19 protein-coding genes are annotated in these 19,362 nt (G+C 60.6%); 13 read left to right on the top strand and 6 right to left on the bottom strand.

The window, feature by feature from the left end:
* Nucleotides 1–65: 65 nt before the first annotated feature.
* The 8 genes from pseB to J7355_RS06045 all read left to right on the top strand — a co-directional run bounded on the left by pseB (nucleotide 66) and on the right by J7355_RS06045 (nucleotide 9,071).
* Nucleotides 66–1,067, top strand: a complete 1,002-nt coding sequence (gene pseB / locus J7355_RS06085) for a UDP-N-acetylglucosamine 4,6-dehydratase (inverting) (RefSeq protein ID WP_209060899.1) — start codon at nucleotides 66–68, stop codon at nucleotides 1,065–1,067.
* A complete protein-coding gene (pseC, locus tag J7355_RS06080) occupies nucleotides 1,067–2,218 on the top strand; it encodes a UDP-4-amino-4,6-dideoxy-N-acetyl-beta-L-altrosamine transaminase (RefSeq protein WP_209060898.1) in 1,152 nt (383 codons plus the stop codon). Before pseB ends, pseC begins: the two co-directional genes overlap by 1 nt.
* On the top strand, nucleotides 2,215–2,922 hold the full coding sequence (pseF, locus tag J7355_RS06075) for a pseudaminic acid cytidylyltransferase (RefSeq protein WP_209060897.1): 708 nt from the start codon (nucleotides 2,215–2,217) through the stop codon (nucleotides 2,920–2,922). The genes pseC and pseF overlap by 4 nt, the downstream gene beginning before the upstream one ends.
* Nucleotides 2,919–4,031, top strand: a complete 1,113-nt coding sequence (pseG, locus tag J7355_RS06070; RefSeq protein ID WP_280637576.1) for a UDP-2,4-diacetamido-2,4,6-trideoxy-beta-L-altropyranose hydrolase — start codon at nucleotides 2,919–2,921, stop codon at nucleotides 4,029–4,031. The genes pseF and pseG overlap by 4 nt, the downstream gene beginning before the upstream one ends.
* Nucleotides 4,032–4,477: 446 nt before the next feature.
* On the top strand, nucleotides 4,478–5,281 hold the full coding sequence (locus tag J7355_RS06060; protein ID WP_209061256.1) for a hypothetical protein: 804 nt from the start codon (nucleotides 4,478–4,480) through the stop codon (nucleotides 5,279–5,281).
* A gap of 3 nt (nucleotides 5,282–5,284) precedes the next feature.
* Nucleotides 5,285–6,331 carry a pseudaminic acid synthase gene (gene pseI, locus J7355_RS06055; protein ID WP_209060889.1) on the top strand — a complete coding sequence of 349 codons (1,047 nt, stop codon included), beginning with the start codon at nucleotides 5,285–5,287 and terminating at the stop codon, nucleotides 6,329–6,331.
* The gene (locus tag J7355_RS06050) at nucleotides 6,324–6,995 is read left to right on the top strand and encodes a PIG-L deacetylase family protein (RefSeq protein WP_209060888.1); all 672 of its coding nucleotides are present in this window, start codon (nucleotides 6,324–6,326) and stop codon (nucleotides 6,993–6,995) included. Before pseI ends, J7355_RS06050 begins: the two co-directional genes overlap by 8 nt.
* 702 nt (nucleotides 6,996–7,697) lie before the next feature.
* The gene (locus J7355_RS06045) at nucleotides 7,698–9,071 is read left to right on the top strand and encodes a hypothetical protein (RefSeq protein ID WP_209060887.1); all 1,374 of its coding nucleotides are present in this window, start codon (nucleotides 7,698–7,700) and stop codon (nucleotides 9,069–9,071) included.
* An 18-nt stretch (nucleotides 9,072–9,089) separates the two neighbouring features.
* Here J7355_RS06045 and J7355_RS06040 read toward each other — a convergent pair whose 3' ends face one another.
* From J7355_RS06040 to J7355_RS06030, 3 genes are read right to left on the bottom strand one after another with little or no spacing between them, the layout of a single operon-like run.
* Nucleotides 9,090–10,226, bottom strand: coding sequence for a glycosyltransferase family 4 protein (locus tag J7355_RS06040; protein ID WP_209060886.1), 1,137 nt, complete (start codon nucleotides 10,224–10,226; stop codon nucleotides 9,090–9,092).
* Nucleotides 10,223–11,464, bottom strand: a complete 1,242-nt coding sequence (locus J7355_RS18005) for a glycosyltransferase (protein ID WP_209060884.1) — start codon at nucleotides 11,462–11,464, stop codon at nucleotides 10,223–10,225. Before J7355_RS18005 ends, J7355_RS06040 begins: the two co-directional genes overlap by 4 nt.
* Entirely contained in the window at nucleotides 11,461–12,651 is a 1,191-nt protein-coding gene (locus tag J7355_RS06030) for a glycosyltransferase (protein ID WP_209060883.1), read from the bottom strand. The genes J7355_RS18005 and J7355_RS06030 overlap by 4 nt, the downstream gene beginning before the upstream one ends.
* Before the next feature lie 302 nt (nucleotides 12,652–12,953).
* On the opposite strand from J7355_RS06030, the gene waaF reads away from it, so the two are divergent.
* The 5 genes from waaF to J7355_RS06005 all read left to right on the top strand — a co-directional run bounded on the left by waaF (nucleotide 12,954) and on the right by J7355_RS06005 (nucleotide 16,784).
* A complete protein-coding gene (gene waaF, locus J7355_RS06025; RefSeq protein WP_209060881.1) occupies nucleotides 12,954–14,051 on the top strand; it encodes a lipopolysaccharide heptosyltransferase II in 1,098 nt (365 codons plus the stop codon).
* Nucleotides 14,048–14,887 (top strand): shikimate dehydrogenase, encoded by an 840-nt coding sequence (gene aroE / locus J7355_RS06020; RefSeq protein WP_209060880.1) that lies wholly within the window; start codon nucleotides 14,048–14,050, stop codon nucleotides 14,885–14,887. Before waaF ends, aroE begins: the two co-directional genes overlap by 4 nt.
* A 19-nt stretch (nucleotides 14,888–14,906) precedes the next feature.
* Nucleotides 14,907–15,401 (top strand): manganese-binding transcriptional regulator MntR, encoded by a 495-nt coding sequence (mntR, locus tag J7355_RS06015; protein ID WP_209060877.1) that lies wholly within the window; start codon nucleotides 14,907–14,909, stop codon nucleotides 15,399–15,401.
* 96 nt (nucleotides 15,402–15,497) lie between these two features.
* Nucleotides 15,498–16,106, top strand: coding sequence for a deoxyribonuclease V (gene nfi, locus J7355_RS06010; RefSeq protein WP_209061241.1), 609 nt, complete (start codon nucleotides 15,498–15,500; stop codon nucleotides 16,104–16,106).
* A 108-nt stretch (nucleotides 16,107–16,214) separates the two neighbouring features.
* Entirely contained in the window at nucleotides 16,215–16,784 is a 570-nt protein-coding gene (locus J7355_RS06005) for a hypothetical protein (protein WP_209060875.1), read from the top strand.
* A gap of 446 nt (nucleotides 16,785–17,230) precedes the next feature.
* On the opposite strand, the gene J7355_RS06000 is transcribed toward J7355_RS06005, so the two are convergent.
* The 3 genes from J7355_RS06000 to tatB all read right to left on the bottom strand — a co-directional run bounded on the left by J7355_RS06000 (nucleotide 17,231) and on the right by tatB (nucleotide 19,347).
* Nucleotides 17,231–18,103 (bottom strand): hypothetical protein, encoded by an 873-nt coding sequence (locus J7355_RS06000; RefSeq protein ID WP_209060870.1) that lies wholly within the window; start codon nucleotides 18,101–18,103, stop codon nucleotides 17,231–17,233.
* An 81-nt stretch (nucleotides 18,104–18,184) separates the two neighbouring features.
* Entirely contained in the window at nucleotides 18,185–18,961 is a 777-nt protein-coding gene (gene tatC, locus J7355_RS05995; RefSeq protein ID WP_209060868.1) for a twin-arginine translocase subunit TatC, read from the bottom strand.
* Nucleotides 18,958–19,347, bottom strand: coding sequence for a Sec-independent protein translocase protein TatB (tatB, locus tag J7355_RS05990; RefSeq protein ID WP_209060866.1), 390 nt, complete (start codon nucleotides 19,345–19,347; stop codon nucleotides 18,958–18,960). The genes tatC and tatB overlap by 4 nt, the downstream gene beginning before the upstream one ends.
* Between the last annotated feature and the right edge of the window lie 15 nt (nucleotides 19,348–19,362).

Below are 19,362 nucleotides of genomic sequence, written 5' to 3'. Positions count from 1 at the left end.
TGGTCGCCACGCGCGGGAGTCCATAGACTATCGCGCTTAAAGCCACACCCTGGGCGAATCTCTAGATGTTCAACGACAAGTCGATCCTGATTACCGGCGGCACCGGATCATTCGGCAAGAAATACGTCAGCACCCTGCTTGATCGCTACCGTCCTCGCCGCCTGGTCATCTATTCGCGCGATGAACTCAAGCAGTACGAGATGCAGCAGGCCTTCAACCAGCCCTGTATGCGTTACTTCATAGGCGACGTACGCGACAAGGACCGGCTCAACCAGGCGATGCATGGTATCGATTACGTCATACACGCAGCCGCTCTTAAACAGGTACCCGCCGCCGAATACAACCCCACCGAGTGCATACGCACCAATATCCATGGCGCGGAAAACGTCATTCACGCCGCGCTCGCAAACGACGTGGAGCGGGTCATCGCCCTGTCGACCGACAAGGCCGCCAATCCAATCAATCTCTATGGCGCGACAAAGCTTGCTTCGGACAAGCTGTTCGTCGCCGCCAACAACATGGCGGGTGGGCATCCGACCCGCTTTTCCGTAGTCCGCTACGGCAACGTCGTTGGCTCACGCGGCTCGGTCGTGCCCTTCTTCCGCAAGCAGATTGCCGACGGCACCAACGCGCTACCGATCACCGACGACCGCATGACACGTTTCTGGATCACCCTCCAAGATGGTGTCAATTTCGTGCTCAAGAATTTCGAGCGCATGCACGGAGGCGAGATCTTCGTACCGAAAATCCCTTCCGTGCGCATCACGGATGTAGCGCGGGCCATGGCGCCGGACGTGCCCCAGCACTGCATCGGTATTCGCCCGGGCGAGAAACTTCACGAAGTCATGTGCCCAGCCGATGATTCGCATCTGACATTGGCTTTCGACGATCACTACGTCATTCAGCCGACCATCACCTTCACTTCCGGCCCTAACGATTTCTCGACCAATGCCCTTGGCGAACGGGGCCGGCCAGTCGATCAGGGCTTCGAGTACAACTCCGGCACGAACGAACACTTTCTCGACGATAACGAAATCCGCGAGTTCAATATTCGGGCGGGGGCCTGATGATTCCCTACGGTCGTCAAGATATTACCCCCGCCGATATCGATGCCGTCGTCGCCGTCCTGGAATCCGATTTTCTGACCCAGGGCCCGCAGGTTCCGCTTTTCGAACAGACTGTGGCCGATTACACCGGCGCCGCGCACGCCGTTGCCACCAACAGCGCCACCTCCGCCCTGCATCTGGCCTGCCGGGCACTGGGCGTCGGCCCCGGCGATATCGTCTGGACGACACCGATCACTTTCGTCGCCTCGGCCAACTGCGCGCGATACTGTGGCGCTGCGGTGGATTTTGTCGATATCGACCCCGAGACGTTCAATTTGAGCGCCACGGAACTCGAGGCCAAGCTGAAACGGGCCGAAATCACTGGAGGCATGCCCAAAGTGGTCGTCGCGGTCCACTTGTGCGGTCAGCCGTGTGACCTTCGCGCGATTCACGCACTCTCCAAGCGCTATGGGTTCGCCGTGATCGAGGACGCCTCGCATGCAATCGGCGCCCGCTACGAAGGCCGGCCGGTCGGCGACGGCCGCTACAGCGACATCACCGTATTCAGCTTTCACCCGGTCAAGATCGTGACCAGCGCCGAGGGCGGAATGGCGGTTACCCAGAACGAACAGTTGGCCGAGGCGATGCGGCTGTTGCGCAGCCACGGTGTCACCCGCGACGAAGCCCGCATGAGCCGGCCCGGCGAAGGCGGCTGGTACTACGAACAGATCGATCTCGGCTACAACTACCGCATGACCGAGTTGCAGGCTGCGCTCGGCATCAGCCAAATGCAGCGCCTGAACGACTATCTCGAGCAACGGCATGCCGTCGCACACCGCTATGACAAAGGCCTATCCACGCTTGCGCTGTGTACGCCGGCCAGAGCAGAGAACAGCTATTCGGCGCTGCATCTTTACGTCATCCGTATTCCCGACGGCGCAGTTCGACGCCGCACGGTATTCGATGGGCTGCGCGCCGCAGATATCGGTGTGAACGTGCACTATATCCCGGTTCATCTGCAGCCCTACTATCGCGACCTGGGCTTTCGGGAAGGCGATTTCCCACATGCCGAGAACTACTACGCCCAAGCCATCAGCCTGCCGATGTTTCCGACGCTGACGCATACGGACCAGAACCGGGTGATTGATACGTTACACACGCTCCTAGCATGAAGGCCGTCGCTATAATCCCCGCACGCGGCGGAAGCAAGCGCATTCCGCGCAAGAACATTCGCGACTTCTGCGGCCGGCCAATCATCGCCTGGTCGATACAAGCGGCGCTCGAAAGCGGCTGCTTCGAGCGGGTGATCGTATCCACCGACGACGAAGAGATTGCGGCCGTCGCGCGTCGTTGCGGCGCAGAGACACCTTTCTTGCGCCCTGCTGCACTGGCCGATGATTACGCAGGCACCGTGCCGGTCATCGCTCATGCCATCGAATGGTTGCAAATACACGGAGACGCACCCGAAGCGGTTTGTTGCCTCTATGCAACAGCGCCACTCGTGCAGCCCGAGGATATTCGTCGGGGGCGAAAGGCGCTTGAATCGGAAAGCGTGGACTACACGTTTTCGGTGACCAGCTATGCCTTTCCCATCCAACGCGCGTTACGCATTACCGACAACGGTCGGGCTAAGATGTTCTACCCCGAACATGTCGACACGCGCTCCCAAGATCTAGAAGAAGCGTGGCACGATGCGGGGCAGTTCTACTGGGGCCGAAGCAGTTCGTGGGTCTCCGCCAAACCGATACTGACCACCGATGCGATTCCTATCCGCCTGCCCCGCGAGCGGGTGCAGGATATCGATACACCGGAAGACTGGCAACGCGCTCAGTGGTTATTAAAAGCTATGCAAGTCAAAGAATCAGACGGCGAATGACGGCTACGAGAACTATCGTCTTTCGCGCAGATTCTTCTGTGCAAATCGGCACTGGGCACGTCATGCGTTGCCTAACCTTGGCCGATGCATTGAACGCCCGGGGTCACTCATGCCATTTCATTTGCCGTGAACATACCGGCAATCTGATTGAGCGGATCCGTAGCCAAGGATGTGCTGTACACGCCTTGCCCGACCTCAGCGGGCACACTGTCGACAACGGAGACGGCGCGGCACACGCCAACTGGCTTGGCGCACCGTGGCGCACGGACGCTCAAAAAACCAGAGAAATTCTGAGCACGCTAGACCCGGCATGGCTAATAGTTGACCACTATGCGCTCGCCGCACGGTGGGAAAATAGCGTTCGATCTGAGGTTGGTCGCTTGCTTGTGATTGACGACCTCGCAGACCGTGCTCATGATGCGAACATTCTTCTGGATCAGAATCTCGGGCGCGATGCTCAAGATTACGCTGGAATTGTACCCAGCCACTGTGAGCTTTTAATAGGGCCGAGTTACGCTTTGCTCCGCCCCGAATTTGCGCAACTACGTGAGGACAGCTACCAGAGACGTCCCTCGCGGCGCCTAGCAAGGTTGCTAGTGTCCATGGGCGGCGTTGATAAGGACGACGCTACCGGCAAGGTCTTGGACGTCCTGCGACACTGCGTGCTTCCCCCCAACACGCAAATTGACGTAGTGATGGGTCGCAATGCGCCTTGGTTGGAAAAAGTCTTGCTACAGGCCAACGCTATGCCTTGGCCTACGCGGGTACGAGTCGATACTCCAGATATGGCTAGGTACATGGCCGAGGCCGACCTCGCGATCGGGGCCGCTGGAAGTACTGCTTGGGAACGCTGCAGTGCAGGCTTGCCTTCACTCATTGTGCTTGTGGCGGAAAATCAGCGGGAAGGCGCATGTGCTCTAGAAAATTCCGGAGCAGCTTCTGTGGTAGGCGGGATTGCGGACATCACGTTGAAGCTTCCACAAATGTTAGAAAAATTGACAGCGCCTGAAACCTTATCGGCGATGAGTAAGGCATCAAGTTCGATCACCGATGGCCTAGGAACTGCTCGGGTAGTCGAGTCGATGTACAGGCACAAGCATGCAGACTAGCTACTTGCGGCCCATGCGGACGAGCGACCTGGAAAGCGTACTCGGATGGCGTAACCATCCGGACGTACGACGTTATATGTACACACAGCACGAGATTAGCCTAGATGAACATCGAAAGTGGTTTAGTCGCGCAAGCCAATCAGATGAAACACACTTGCTTATTTTCGAACACGCGAACATACCGTCCGCGTTCGTTAATGTAACGCAACTAAGGAAAAGCCCTGTAGCTGAGTGGAGTTTCCATCTAGCTCCCCATGCGGCGAGAGGGGTCGGAGCCCGACTTGGTATTGCCACGCTCGACTATAGTTTTATCGAGTTGCAATTGCACAAGCTTTGCGGTGAGGCCCTAGGGTTTAATGAACGCTCGATACGTTTTCACTCGCGATTAGGCTTCCGCCAAGAGGGTCTTCTGAAAGATCAATACTTCGACGGCTCTAACTACTACGATGTCGTTTGTTTTGGGATACTTAGTTCCGAGTGGTCAAAGCGGCGTGAAGAGCTTGCCTAATTTTTCTCATAGCCACTCAAGTACTTTGCTCGATAATATGCACGCTCCGGATAAGAATAGCTATATTGTTGCGAGCAACAAGGTTTGGCATCGCCCAATTTTCAATAAATTGAAGAAGGACGACTTAGGGTTTTGGTACTGGGTAAGCGATCCCGACGAACTTAGAAACACATTCCGAGAGGTATTACCTCGCTACATATTCTTCCTACATTGGGGATGGTACGTACCAGAAGAGCTTTGGAAGAACGTCGAGTGCGTTTGTTTTCACATGACCGATTTGCCTTACGGTCGTGGAGGCAGTCCTTTACAAAACTTGATCAAGGCGGGGCACGCAACCACTAAGCTTAGTGCGCTGCGCATGGTCGACGAAATGGACGCCGGTCCCGTTTATACGAAGGTAGATTTATCCTTAGCTGGACGGGCCGAGGATATCTACCGAAGGGCGGGCGAATTAAGCTTCCGAATAATTCACTGGCTCGTTGCCAATGAGCCGGAGCCCGTCCCTCAGCAAGGAACCGTAGTGACTTTCAAACGGCGCGAACCTGCCCAGAGCAGACTTCCGGAGGGGCCGACCGCGGAAGCCCTTTACGACCATATCCGGATGCTGGACGCGCCAACCTATCCTCATGCTTTCATTGACCGTGGCGAATTCCGTTATGAATTCACAGACGCCGAACTATGTGACGGAGAATTGAGCGCAAAAGTCATCATTCGTCCGATGCCCAAAAAGGAAGAGAAGTAGGCCATGAATTACGCTATCCGCGGCCGAAAAATCGGTCCAGATCACCCGCCCTACATCATCGCCGAGCTTTCTGCGAACCATAACGGCGACTTGGACCGTGCACTCAAAACGATTGATGCAGCGAAGCGTTGTGGTGCGGATGCAGTAAAGCTTCAAACCTATACTGCCGACACGATGACGATAGAAAGTGATCGGCCTGAGTTCTTAATCAAAGGCGGCCCTTGGGATGGATATCGACTCTACGATCTGTACCAGTGGGCCCAAACGCCCTTTGAATGGCATGAGGCAATGATCGAACATGCCAGAAAACTTGACATTACGGTCTTTTCGACTCCTTTCGACGAGACTGCAGTAGATTTGCTAGAAACCCTCAATACACCTGCGTATAAAATCGCCTCATTCGAAGTTACCGACTTACCGCTGATCCGGTATGCCGCAGGCAAAGGCAAACCCTTAATCATTTCATCAGGGATGGCTAGCGAAGCCGAATTGGAAGAAGCAGTTTTTAGCGCGCGCGATGCCGGCTGTAAAGACCTTGTATTACTGCACTGCATTAGCAGCTATCCCGCCCCCATGGAACAAGCTAACTTGCGACAGATCAACGAGCTTGCAAAGCGGTTCGGTACGCTAACGGGCCTTTCGGATCACACACTGGGTACGACCGCGTCGGTCGCAGCGGTTGCCTTAGGCGCTTGCATCATTGAAAAGCATTTCACTCTACGCCGCGCGGATAAGGGGCCAGACAGCGACTTCTCTCTTGAGCCTCACGAGTTAGAACGCTTATGTCGAGACAGCTATGACGCTTGGGCTGCGTTGGGCAAGGCTGGTTTTAACCGGCAACCGGCAGAGAAGAGAAACGAATTATTCCGGCGTTCGGTATATTTCGTGCGAGACGTGGAAAAAGGCGCAAAGGTCAAAGCGAGCGATATCAGGCGGATTCGGCCAAGCCTCGGCTTGGCACCAAAATATTATGAGCAGCTCATAGGGAAAAGGCTTAATACCAATGTGACGCGCGGCACCCCTACAAGTTGGCAACTATTTGATGAGTAAAACGGTTCTGGTCGTTGCTGCGCATACAGATGACGAAGCTCTCGGTTGCGGTGGCACACTCGCGCGCCATGTAGCGGAGGGAGACACCGTACATACGATATTTGTAGCCGACGGCGTATCGTCACGGCCCGGTGGAGATGACGATGCTCTAGACCAGCGCCAACGAGCAGCTAGAAAAGCGCAAGATATACTTGGCGTTCATTACACCACCTACTTGGAAATGCCCGATAACCGCCTGGACGATTTGCCGTTATTGGAGATCGTCCAGCCTTTGGAGGAGTTGATTTTTCGCATAGCACCCGAAACAATCTATACGCACCATTTCGGGGATCTGAACGTAGATCACCGTAAAGTGCATGAGGCCGTCATGACAGCTTGCCGGCCGCTACCGGCTAGGACTGTCAAAAACATACTCACATACGAAGTAATGTCTAGTACGGAATGGCGCAGCCCCGACCAAACACCTTTTCACCCAAACATATATGTCGATATTTCGAATTATTTTGAAGTAAAAAAACGAGCCCTAGAGGCTTATGAGCTCGAAATGCGGCCTAGCCCGCATTCTCGAAGTCTGAACCATATCTTCCATCTCGCGAAGCACCGCGGTCACTGCGTCGGCATTGATATGGCAGAGGCGTTTATGGCCGTTCGACTTATCAGGTGAGAGGGTATAAGCGAGTAATTAGATCATTTTACACTCGAACATTAATTCGGATACGCATAAAATTATTATCCCATGATTTATTTACTCAGCCAAATCTCACAGACTTGGGAATCGCCCTTTATCACAGCACTGCGCATCGAAAGGGATATGAAACGTAAAGCTTCAGCCATAGGAGCACTGAATGCGTTACACACGTGGTCGAGACCGGGCCGAGGCTGACTGATATCGCTCGCGGCCATGCCTACGACTCGCCATCCAATTCAGAGAAACCAAACCTCGCCGCTTCCTCGATCAGAGGTTTCAACTAGTCATGTTAGAGACGCAGGCAGGTTGACGGTCACTAGACTAGGCGAATTACTAGGCCGGCTTCTTTGGGCTCGCAGAGTTAGCTCGTCTTTGCAAACGCGCAAATACTCAACTCGTTAGCGCGTTTATAAGTGACATTCGAGACGAAATAATCCGTCGAGCGTGCATGGGGCTTGCCATCGTTCCGCAAAAATTGATTGATAAAATTCGAAAACTGGCTAAGCGTCCCGTACAGCTCGTGAATTGCCGCCCTATTTCTAGACAGTCCCGATGAAAAAAGTCCTATTATGGTGGCCGATGGCGCCACATGGCTTGATTACTGAGCTACGGGGCGCCGGCTACGAAGTAGTCGGCATCATCGAGCAAAAATCGGATCAGGTGCCAATGTTCCGGGTTATGGACCTGTTCGACTTGGGCTCGTACACGGAATACCGGTACAAGCCATGGTATCGCTCGCTCTTTACCGATTGCTTCGCCCATTACTACAAGAACATCAGCCGGGTTAGCGTTGCCCAGAGCCCGAAACATGCTTTTTTCCGCAAGCCGAACTACTTCGAGCCGAGCTACTACGCCTACGACGAAGTCGCCAATCGATTCTTCCTGCATGCAAGCCGGCTGGATCAACTACTGCAGCATACCGGCGCCGAAGCCGTATGGTTCTCTCGCGCACCGCATCTGGGGCTGGACAATCTCATGCTCGAGATTGCGCAGCGCAAAGGGCTGCAAACGCTGGTGTTCCAGCAGACGATAATTCCGGACAAGTTCTTTTACGGCCGCGCGACGGCCGAGCTTTTCGCACATGCCCGGCGTTGTGCACTCGCGTTCGAACGCTATCGCGTAAGCGATGAACGTGACCTCGACCTGTTCTACATGAAGGCACGCCGCGACCCCGACCGGGAACGCAAATACAAGCTGTTTCGTTCGATCCGCAAACGGCGGTTCCGGTTCACTGCGGCCTGGCGGCTGCATGCCTTCCTGCTCGCACACAATCGGCGGCTACTGGCCGCGCTGTTCTATTATCTGTTCCACCGCTCGCGCAAGAAATTGCTCGACCAGATGAGGAATCGGGAGCGGGCCCGCGAATTCGGTCGCAACGCCTCCGATCAGCTGACTTTAGCGACGCTGCCGTCGCGGTTAGTCTATTTTCCGCTGCATCTTGAACCCGAGGCCACAACCTCGGAGTTCGGCGGCGCCTACAAGGATCAGATCAACGCCATCGAAGCCATGAGCGCGGCGCTGCCCGAAGATTGGGTACTCGTGCTCAAGGAAAACCCCAAGCAGACGTTCTTCTATCGCAGCCCGGAGTTTCATGCCCGGATCGAGGCCAATCCGCGTATCCAGTGGGCAGCACCGACCGAAGACAGCCTTGCGCTGATCGAACGCTGCCAGTTCGTGGCGACAATTACCGGTACCGCCGGCTACGAAGCGATCGTACGCGGCAAGCCGGTCGTGCACTTCGGCGATGCCTGGTATGCATCGGTGAGCGGCGCGTTTGATTTCGCCTCCATGCCGCGGCCCGAGCAGGTCGCTGCATTCACTATCGAGCGCAGCCAGCTGAGGCGTGATCTGGAAAACCTGTTGAGCCATGCGGCAGACGGTGTGATCTATTCGCAGTTCCAGGCCGTCAGCAAGCTCAGCCCCGCACAGAGCGTGCAAACCGCGGTGCGCTCGCTGACGGCTATCGACCGGCTCCTTCACGGCACCGAACCCACGGGCAAGGTCGGCATGACCCCCGCACAAAATCAGGGCATCGCGGCCGGTGCCAGCTGAGCAGTGGCGGCTCGGCGTTCACGCTTCCAGGCCGGCGCGCCTGTAGACGGCGAGCGTCTGCTCGAAGTTATATGCCTCGGTGTTCGCGCGCGCGGCCTCCCAGCCCGCTTCGGCGACCGCCTGTCGTGTACCGGCATGCTCGATGAGTTCGCTCATCTGCGCCGTCAACGCTTCGACGGTCGGGGTAGCGGGAAGGCGGGCACGCATTTCCTTCGCCAGTAACTCGGCAGCTCCCACGCGTTGACTGGTTACCACGGCAATGCCACAGGCCATGGCTTCCTGAACGCTCTGGCCGAATTCTTCGACACGCGCAGGATGAACACAGATATCCAACGCGTGGAAATACCGCTGCGGCTCGCGGGTGTGGGAGACGAAACGCATACGATCTGCAATACCCAAAGCGCGTGCGCGCTCAGCGAACACGTCGGTACCGGCCTGCTTGCCGAGCACCAGCAACAGCGTCTTTTCGCGCGTTGGCGTTTCCAGAGAGGCGTAAGCTTCGAGCAACAGGTCGAGGCCGCGCTTGCGATAGTCGCCCGAGGTGACCAGCCCGAGCAGCACCTGGTCGCTGCAGCCGAGCTCCTCACGCACGGCCTGTCGATAACGCGCGCGATCGCCGCGATCGAACTGCGCCGGGCGGAACCCGGGATAAATCACCGGCAGGCGATCGCGCTCGATACCGTAGCGCGACATCAGATCGGCCTGCATCAGCCGTGAATTGCAGATGCATTGGTTGAAATCGCCCCGCGCGAACATTCGGTCATGAATCTCCGCCAGCCCGCCACGCGGATCGAGCGGCTCGCCGTGCACGATCTCGTGCGTCAGATGGAGGCAGTTGTGCATCGACAGCACATGCTGGCGATAGTGGTGCCCATGACCGGCTACGAAATCGTAGCGGTTGTGATCGATCACGCGTTGGGCACGAGCCGCAAACCATCGCCATTTGTACCGGCCGAGCAGCGGCACGCGTGCGATACGCACAGCTCGCCCCATATCAGCGGTGACACCGCCCTTGTGCACCTTTTCGCCGATCAGATCGACGGCATGACCGAGAGCGCGGAAATGGCGCGCGTGGTCGGCAATGGTGTTGTTGGTACCGCCGATATCGCCGATCCCGCGGAAGACGATCGCAATACGCTGGCCGGCGCGCGTCATGCCGCCGGTTCCCCGTTCAGGCGACCTGTGTTCACGAACGCCTCGATCGAAGCCAGGGCATCGCGCACATGGGCATCGAACACGAATCGTTGCTCCACGGCCGCAATGCCGGCAGCGCTCATGGCCGCATAGCGGCCGGGCGCTTCGATGATCGCGCAAACCACGCGCGCAAGGCGGGCTGGATCGACCAGTCGCGGCGTATCGATCACGTCCCGCTCCGGATCGTAAACGAACGGCGGCAGATCGGTCGTACTGCCGCCCAGTTCGAGGTAGTCCTCCAGTGGCACGGTCGGTGCGATACAGGCGCCGGTTACGCCATCGTCGATTACCTCGACCAATCCATCGACGGCCGCGACCACGGATGGCACGCCATAAGCGCCTGCCTCGATCGCGATCTGACCGAACGGCTCACGCAAGGCCGGATGCACCAACAGATCGATACCGGCATAGAAACCCGGCATATCGGCTACGAGGCCTTCGAAGATGACGTATTCAGCCACGCCCAAGCCATGCGCCAGCCGTTGCAGACGGTCCATCTCCGGTCCGTCACCGGCAATCCGCAGGCATGTTTCGACGCCGTCCCGGCGCAAGCGCGCCAACGCTTGGATCGCGATCGCCACCCCCTTGATCGGCAACAGCCGGGCGACCATACCCAGCGTCACCGGCCGGTCGTCGGGCAGTTGGCGAACAGGCACAGGCGCAAGCGGCAGCAGCGAAGGACGCAGAGCATTCAAGACCACGCGTGTCTGGCCCCGATAGTTCCAGCGCAGTTCTAGCATCCGGCGTGCCGCATGGCTATTGCAGATGACCGCCTGCACTTCATCAAGAAACCGGCGCTTCGCCGGACTATCGCCGGCGAACCAGCTGGCTCCGCGCTCCCAGTAAACCGTGCGTTCGACACCGGCTGCAGCGATCGTATCGAGACTGTCGCGCAGTCGATTCCAGACAACGACAGCGTCGGGCCGCTGCCGCGCCAGCAGGCGCTGCTGATGATGCCGGCGAAGCGTGGCGGGCCATTTGGGAAGCTTGAACGCCCCGGCATACTTTTCGAACGTAACCGGCGCCCGGGCCTCGGTAAGCCGCTCACGAATGAGCGGGTGCACCTGGCGGCCACATGCAACCACCGTATGATCCGTGCGGCGCTGCACGCGCGCTGCACGTACGAATTCGACGAACTGCTGTTCGACACCGCCCGCGCCGTCGAGACTCACATAGTGGGTCAGGCGATCGAGACTCACGCCGCGCGCTCAAACGTCCCACGTTCGTGGTATTCACCGAGAAACTGCATTGCGCGATCGACCTGGCGGTTGAACTCGAACTGTGAGCCCGCTCGTTCGATACCGGCATGACTCATACGCGCATAGCGTTCCGCGTCCTGAACGATCGACTCTATGGCGTCTGCGAAAGCCTCGGGCTCGCAGATGGCCGGTGTTTGTAGGCAATCGGCTTGAGGGCCATAAACGGCGCTCGGCAAACCCTCCGAAACACCGCCCAGCTCCTGATAGCGAGCCAGGTCTTCTTGCGGCGCAACGCATAGGCCCGTGTGCCCATCTGCGACCACCTCGGGTAACCCGTCGACCGCGGTACAGACGACAGGGCAGCCGAATGACCCAGCCTGGGCGGCGGTTACCGGCAGGGGCTCGTGGATCGACGGATTCAGCAGGATGTCGATATCAGAGTAGAACAGTGCCATGTCCTCCACCGTACCGAGAAAATGCACCGCAGACTCGATACCGAGGGCGCGGGCCTGCTCCTCGAGCGCCGGCTTGAGCGGGCCATCTCCGGCAATCGACAAGGTGGCATCGATATGCCGAGCCTTGAGCGCGGCTAACGTGTGCAAGGCAACGCTAGGCGCTCGCGCCGGGATCAGCGCGCCGACCAGACCGATATGCAAGGGCCGGTCGTGGGGCAGATATTTGAAGTCGCGCGGTTGGTGGCTCACACGAACGCCGTCGTGACATACGCGAACGCGGCCTTCATAACCCCACTTCAGTTCAAGCATGCGCTTTGCTGCATGGGTATTGCACAACACGGCGGGCAGGTGTTCGAGCACTGCCCGGGTCGCATGTTCGTTCGACGAATGCCAAGCTGATCCGTGTTCCCAATGCAGACAGCGGCGCGGGCCTAGCGCATCCACCACCCGCGCCTGGGATTCCAGCCCGTGCCAAAGCAGCGCAACGTCCGGGGTCATGTGCCGCCCCAGCCAACGGTAGCGCGCTCGTCGCACCGGCGCGGGTTGATTGCCGATACGCAGGCCGAGCAGCCGATCTTCATAGCGCCAGTCGTCGAAGTTCGGCAACAGCCGCCGGTGTCGACGGTGAACGCGCCCGCCGCATACAACGACTGACTGGCGCGCGCCGTGACGGCGCGCGGCGCGCTCCGCAAAGGCAGCGAATTGGCGTTCGAGGCCTCCCCATTCTTCCAAGCTGACATAGTGGGTCAGGCGCAAAGGGGTAGCAGCCGAACTCGAGTCCATAGGTCTCTTCTATCCGTGTTCCAAGGCGACTCGATAGCGCGAGCGCGAACCATCCATACCGATCCGAATCTACGGTTCGGCGCGTTTGTGTCGCGAATGGTACCTTTCTGCGCGGCAGCACGGCAGACATAACCCATTCCCGGCCGAAACTCGGCGCTTGTTCGGCTCTGCCAAGGGAACTCGTGTGATTGGCCAAGACCGTGCGCGCATATGGAACCACCTTGAAAGGGAAAGCCTTCTGGGCTGAACGCATGCCAGCACGTCCAAATATTCTCGTCGTCGGCCCCAGCTGGATCGGCGACATGGTCATGGCGCAGAGCCTGTTCATGCTGCTGCGTGCACGTTTGCCGCGAGCGCGTATCGACGTGCTCGCACCGAAAGCCACGGGCCAGTTGACCGCGCGTATGCCCGAGGTGGACAGCGCGATCGACATGCCGATCGGCCATCGCGAATTCGCGCTCGGCAAGCGACGGCGCACGGCGGCCATGCTGCGCGAGCGTGACTACGACCAGGCGATAGTCCTCCAGCGCAGCGCCAAGGCCGCGCTCGTGCCCTGGCTTGCGGGCATTCCGCAGCGCACGGGGTATCTGGGCGAGATGCGCTACGGGTTGATCAACGACGTACGTACGCTCGACAAAACACGCTATCCGCGCAAGGTCGAGCATTACGCCCTGCTGGGCCTTGCACACGAAGGCCATGTTCTCGGTGAGCTGGCATTGCCGAAACTCACGGTCGATGTCGACCGCCGCGACGCGCTGGTGGTCGAGTACCGCCTGGACACGACACGCCCCGCGATCGGCTTTGCCCCCGGCGCCGCTTACGGCGGTGCCAAGCAATGGCCGGCAACGCATTTTGCCCGCCTGGCTGCGGAACTCGACCAACGCGGCATCGCGACCTGGATATTCGGCAGCGCCGCGGATCGGGCGCTCGCGGAGCATCTGGCAGCGGCCGCGCCGCGCCACGGCATCAATCTATGCGAACGCACCTCGCTGATGGATATCGCCGATATCGCGTCGCTCACGAACGCTTTTGTGGGCAACGACACGGGCGTGATGCATCTGGCGGCGGCCACCGCACCACGGGTGCTGGCCATCTATGGCTCCACCCATCCCGACTATGCACCGCCGCTTGCGCCCGCCGAGGCACGCTTCTGGCTCGGCCTGGCCTGCGCGCCCTGCCGCGAACGCCAGTGCCCCCTGGGGCACAACGCCTGCATGCGCGATATTCCGGTCGCGGACGTGCTGCACGCCTGCCTCGACCCCGAAGTACGTGCGCTGCCGTCGCTGCACCACGCCAGCGGATCGGCCGCGCCGATTCAGCCCACGCCGTCCAAACAGACTTCGCCATGACCACAGCATGCGACCGCTACGCGGTGATCGGCCACCCGGTCGAGCACAGCCGTTCGCCCGCCATTCACGCGGCCTTCGCCGATCAGACCGGCGAACACCTCACCTACGATCGACTGCAGGCCGCGCCCGATGCCTTCGTGACCACTGTCGATCGCTTTTTCGCCGCGGGCGGTTGCGGACTCAACGTTACGCTGCCCTTCAAGGCCGAGGCGGCCGCCTACGCGGATACATTGAGCGCACGCGCTGCCCGCGCGGGGGCGGTGAATACCCTGGCGCGGCGTGACGACGGCACCATCGTCGGCGACAACACCGACGGCATCGGCCTGCTCCGGGATTTGCGCGATAACCTGGCCGATGTCGCCGATGCGCGAATACTCGTGCTCGGCGCGGGCGGGGCGGTACGCGGGGTGGTCCCGGTGCTGCTCGAGGCGCAGCCGGCCGCGCTGTGCGTCGCCAACCGCACCGCCGAGAAGGCCGAACGTATCGCCGAAGACTTCGCGGACCTGGGGCCGGTGTCCGGCCACGACCTGACCCGCCTCAGCGCCGGCTGGGATATCGTGATCAACGCCATTTCAGCGGGTCTCACCGGCGAAATGCCGGACATACCGGCAACCGTGCTGGATAACGCGACGGCGGCCTACGACATGATCTATGCCGATGCGCCCACGCCTTTTCTGCGCTGGGCCCGCGATCACGGGGTCGAGCGCAGACGGGACGGTTTCGGCATGCTCGTCGAACAGGCCGCCGAGTCCTTCAATGTCTGGCGCGGCGTATACCCGCGCACCGCAGAAGTGATCGCCGCGCTGCGCCCCGGCGGCGAACGGTACCGGCCATAACCGTTATAATCGCGTTGTGATGAACGCAAACGACCCGGTTCAGCATCTCGACCACGTCCTGCGCGGCGACACCTCGGGCGAACTTCTCGACCCGAAGGTCCACGCGCGTCAGTACAGCCATGTGCGCAAGGCGCACGAAACCGAGCTCGTCGAGGACTATGTCGAACTCATCGCCGACCTGATCGATGCCAAGGGCGAAGCCCGCGCGGTCGAGCTCGCGCAACGCATGGGCGTGACCCAGGCCACGGTCGGCAAGATGATCCGCCGCATGACCGACGCCGGGCTCGTTACCAGCGAGCCCTACCGCTCGATCTTTCTAACCGACTACGGCAAGCAGGTCGCTGCCGAATCGCGAGATCGTCATATCGTCGTACTGCGTTTTCTGCGCGCGCTGGGCGTCTCCGAAGCCACCGCGCGCAAGGACGCCGAGGGTGTCGAGCACCACGTCAGCGCCGAAACCATCGACATCATGCGCGATTTCGTGGAACGCCACGGCGAAGCCGCCGATAGCTAACGCGTGCATTGTGCAGCGCATGTCCGGACGGCCGTACGTGACGGCCGGCCCGTCGTCACCCATGACTGGCCCCGGCAAGCACCTGCCTGCCGCGCCATCCAGCAGGCCCTCATCGACCACGTGAACACCCGCGACGATCTGCCCGCGGTGCATACACTGGGTGGCGTCGATATCGGCTTCGAGGATCAGGGCCGCACCACGCGTGCGGCCGTCGCGGTACTCGACGCACAAAGCCTGGCGGTAATCGAAACGACCCTGGCACGGGTGCCGACGCGCATGCCCTATATTCCGGGTTTGCTGTCGTTTCGCGAGATTCCGGGCGCCATGGCGGCACTCGAGCAGCTCACTCGCCTGCCCGATCTGCTGCTGGTCGACGGCCACGGCATCGCCCATCCGCGCCGACTCGGCGTGGCCACGCATCTCGGGCTGGTAACCGGCCTGCCCACGATCGGTGTGGCCAAAAAACGGCTGACCGGCACGCACGACGCCGTGCCGGACGTGCGCGGCGCCTGGGTGCCGTTGCGCGACGGTCACGACACGATTGGCGCCGTGCTGCGCTCGCGCGTGGCCGTTAAGCCGATCTTCATCTCGCCGGGGCATCGTGTGGGCCTGGAAAGCGCCCTCGGCTGGACGCTCAAGGCGCTGACCCGTTATCGGCTACCCGAGACCACGCGTGTCGCCGACAAGCTCGCTTCGGACCGCTGAGCGTACTTTTTTGCGGATTTTCGCAATTTTTGAGCGCATTCTGCGGCACTGATAGGCTTACGCACGGTCTCAGACAGTCCCTACGACATTCGCACAACGGATAAACCTATGATCAAACGCGCAACCACCATCATGGCCCTGGCGCTGGCAGCGCTGACGTTCGGCGGCATGCCGGGCATCGCGACGGCGCAGGACGGCGCTTCCGCCGATCAGCAGAAAGCCCAGCAGCTGATGCAGGAGTATCGCCAGAAGGCGTCGAAGCTCCAGCAGATCCACAAGGAAACCATCCAGTCGAATCCGGAACTGGCCCAGCAGCAGCAGGACTTCGAAGAGCAGGTTCGCTCCGCGGTCGAGGACCAGGGTTACGACGTGGAAAAAGGCCAGCAGCGCGTCCAGGAAATGGCGCAGCAGCTGCAGTCGGGTGACCTGAGCGATTCCGAGCGCAAGGCCGTGATGAAGGATTTCCAGGCCGAGCGCCAGCAAATGGTCCAGGCCCGCGACGCGGCCCTGCAGAAGCCGGAGATCAAGTCTGCCGGTGAAGAGCTTCAGCAGGACACGCTTGCTGCGATGAAGAAGCAGGATGCGCAGACCGACCAGCTGCTCAAGGACATGGACAAGCTGCGCGGTGAACTGCGCGCCAACATGCCCGCCGGCGCCATGCAGGGCAACAACGGCTAAGCCGTCGCTCTGAAAGCGCTTGAAAAGCCCGGCCCTCGCGCCGGGCTTTTTTGTGCCTGCGAGATGCGAAAGCGTCATTGGGCGGGCGTCTAATCGCGTCGTATCCGCCAGGCCACGATCACTCGCTCCTCAAGTGCGGGCCCATGCCCCGCACGCGCATGCAAATTGCCGCATGCAAATTGCGTAGCCAGACCGCGGCGCGTTGCGCGGCGCTTACGCACCACGGGTTGTGTCCATGTCGTTCGGGCCCACGACCGGCTCATCGCCACACCGGCCTGGAGATCGATCCTGTGGCTTCGCGATCTCGGGACGTGCGGCACGCGGCCCGATGGCCACCGCCAAGGCTCGATGTACGCCGCGCAAGCCGCCCTTCCGCGCACAAAAAACCCCTGCACCGCTGCGCGGTGCAGGGGTCGGCCCAAACGGGGCTCCGATCGTTTGATCGATCAGTTGGCGTCGATGCGGGCGTCTGCATCCGCGCCACCGCTCACGCCCGCGCCGTAGTCGCCCGACTGACGCAGCGTGCCGTTCGACCCGGCCGCGCCCTCGATACGCGAGCGCGACTCGCCGTAGGCATCGCCCGCCTTGCCGCGGGCACGCTCCTGCATGGCGGCTGCCTTGTCGCGCGCCTGATCGCGCTGGGTTGCCGCTTCGCCACGAGCCTGGCCGACACCATCGCGAGCGCGATCCTGCATCTGCTGGGCGCTGTTCTGGGCGCGCTCACGCTGGATGGTCGCCTCGCTTTGCGTCTTGGCGTTCACGTTCGCGCCCGCGTTGGCGTTGGCACGGGTCTGCGCGCTAGCACCGCCAACTGCGCCGGTCACGCCATTGACGGCGCCCGAGACCGCTTCACCGGAACGCGACTGTGTACGGCGAACTGCATCGCCGGCGTTTTCTTTCAGCTTGCGGGTGCCATCGCGCATGATGGTGTAGGTTTCGCCGCCGGATACCGCCGGACCGATGCTACCGGAGCCCGAACTCTGGGCCTGCATGCCGGCCCGGAACTGCTCGCGCGTGATGCCCTGCGGCGTACCCTGCTCGGCGCGATCCTCGATCGTATTGCTGGTGTCGAGCGACTCGTAGAGCTTGGAAACGGTCTCGCTGGCAGACGCTTCGGCGCGGCTGAGCACGCCATCGCCGTTGCGATCCAGCGCGCTGAACTGCGTGTCCGCGGCCGCGCCGGCATTCACCTGCGCCTTGTTGCCGGCCGCGTTCGCGCCGGCGTTGACGCCGACGCCCGCCGAGGTATTGCCCTGGGCGGCAAAGCCGGCGCTCGTGACCATCGCGAGGCCGAGTGCAATCGCTGTCTTCTTCATCATGACGTTTGTTCCGATACAACGTGAAAACGTGGGCCTACCCTAGCCCGCGGCACTGAATCGGTACTTAACGCCTGGGGCGAATCAGCCGTCGCGCGACTGCTCGTCCTGTTGCGCCTCGACTTCGCGCATGCCCGGCACGAACAATCGCGCCATCCAGATCCCGATCTCGTAGAGCAGATAGACCGGCACCGCGAGCAGCGTCTGCGAAATGACGTCCGGCGGCGTCAGCAGCATGCCCACGGCAAAGGCGCCAACCACGACATAGGCGCGATAGCTGGCCAGCTGACGGGGCGTGACGAACCCGGCCCATACGATAAGGAATATGGCGACCGGCAGTTCGAAGGCGATGCCGAACGCCATGAACATGCCAAGCACGAAATCCAGATAGGCCGAGATATCGGTCATCACGGCAACGCCTGTGGGCGCGACCGAGATAAAGAAGCCGAACACCACCGGAAACACGGCGTAGTAGGCGAACGCCATGCCGAGATAGAACAGCCCGGTGCTGGAAATCAGCAGCGGTGTGACCAGCCGCCGTTCCTGGGCATAGAGCCCCGGGGCAACGAACATCCAGACCTGATAGAGCGTCCACGGCAGCGACAATGCCACGGCCAGCAGCATGGACAGCTTGAACGGCGCCAGAAACGGTGCCGCCACGCCGGTCGCGATCAGGCTGTTGCCCTCCGGCATGTGGGTGAGCAGCGGCCCGGAAAGAAACGTGAACAGATCACGCGCAAAATAGGCCAACGGCAGAAAGACCACCAGAATGCCGATGACGATGCGCAGCAGCCGCGTGCGCAGTTCCAGCAGGTGGGCGATCAGCGGTTGTTCCTCGGCGTCGAACTCGTGCGAACTCATGCGCTGCGATCGTTGCTGTCGGTATCGCCAGATTCGGGGCGCGCGGCGTCGGCCACCGGGTTGGCGGACGATTGTGTCGCGCCGTCGCCCGTGGCCTTGTCCTTGATGCCGGACTTGGGCGTCTCCGGCGCGAGCGGTTCACGAATCGAGGACACCGTGCTTCGGGTGTCGGACTCGATCTGCTCGCGCGTGCGCCGCACCTGCGAACGGATATCGTCGACGTTGACCTCGCGCTCGAGTTCGCTGGTCAACCCGCGCACATAACCTTTCGCGCGCCCGACCCAGGTGCCGAGGGTGCGCGCGACCACGGGCAGGCGCTCGGGACCGAGCACGATCAGACCGATCACCGCGATGACGGTCAGTTCCCAGAAACCGATATCGAACATGGCGGGTCAGTACGT

Origin of the sequence: Endozoicomonas sp. G2_2, from assembly GCF_017744135.1 — a bacterium.
GTDB lineage: Bacteria > Pseudomonadota > Gammaproteobacteria > Nevskiales > Salinisphaeraceae > Salinisphaera.
The sequence above is the reverse complement of the archived record's forward strand: the minus strand, read 5'-3'. Positions and strand labels throughout refer to the sequence as shown.

What these genes read in the sequence shown, in the direction of transcription:
- pseB (WP_209060899.1), top strand. Translation starts at nt 66, where the DNA reads ATGTTCAACGACAAGTCGATCCTGATTACCGGCGGCACCGGATCATTC.
- pseC (WP_209060898.1), top strand. Translation starts at nt 1,067, where the DNA reads ATGATTCCCTACGGTCGTCAAGATATTACCCCCGCCGATATCGATGCC.
- pseF (WP_209060897.1), top strand. Translation starts at nt 2,215, where the DNA reads ATGAAGGCCGTCGCTATAATCCCCGCACGCGGCGGAAGCAAGCGCATT.
- pseG (WP_280637576.1), top strand. Translation starts at nt 2,919, where the DNA reads ATGACGGCTACGAGAACTATCGTCTTTCGCGCAGATTCTTCTGTGCAA.
- J7355_RS06060 (WP_209061256.1), top strand. Translation starts at nt 4,478, where the DNA reads ATGTCGTTTGTTTTGGGATACTTAGTTCCGAGTGGTCAAAGCGGCGTG.
- pseI (WP_209060889.1), top strand. Translation starts at nt 5,285, where the DNA reads ATGAATTACGCTATCCGCGGCCGAAAAATCGGTCCAGATCACCCGCCC.
- J7355_RS06050 (WP_209060888.1), top strand. Translation starts at nt 6,324, where the DNA reads ATGAGTAAAACGGTTCTGGTCGTTGCTGCGCATACAGATGACGAAGCT.
- J7355_RS06045 (WP_209060887.1), top strand. Translation starts at nt 7,698, where the DNA reads ATGGACCTGTTCGACTTGGGCTCGTACACGGAATACCGGTACAAGCCA.
- J7355_RS06040 (WP_209060886.1), bottom strand. Translation starts at nt 10,226, where the DNA reads ATGACGCGCGCCGGCCAGCGTATTGCGATCGTCTTCCGCGGGATCGGC.
- waaF (WP_209060881.1), top strand. Translation starts at nt 12,954, where the DNA reads ATGCCAGCACGTCCAAATATTCTCGTCGTCGGCCCCAGCTGGATCGGC.
- aroE (WP_209060880.1), top strand. Translation starts at nt 14,048, where the DNA reads ATGACCACAGCATGCGACCGCTACGCGGTGATCGGCCACCCGGTCGAG.
- mntR (WP_209060877.1), top strand. Translation starts at nt 14,907, where the DNA reads ATGAACGCAAACGACCCGGTTCAGCATCTCGACCACGTCCTGCGCGGC.
- J7355_RS06005 (WP_209060875.1), top strand. Translation starts at nt 16,215, where the DNA reads ATGATCAAACGCGCAACCACCATCATGGCCCTGGCGCTGGCAGCGCTG.
- J7355_RS06000 (WP_209060870.1), bottom strand. Translation starts at nt 18,103, where the DNA reads ATGATGAAGAAGACAGCGATTGCACTCGGCCTCGCGATGGTCACGAGC.
- tatC (WP_209060868.1), bottom strand. Translation starts at nt 18,961, where the DNA reads ATGAGTTCGCACGAGTTCGACGCCGAGGAACAACCGCTGATCGCCCAC.
- tatB (WP_209060866.1), bottom strand. Translation starts at nt 19,347, where the DNA reads ATGTTCGATATCGGTTTCTGGGAACTGACCGTCATCGCGGTGATCGGT.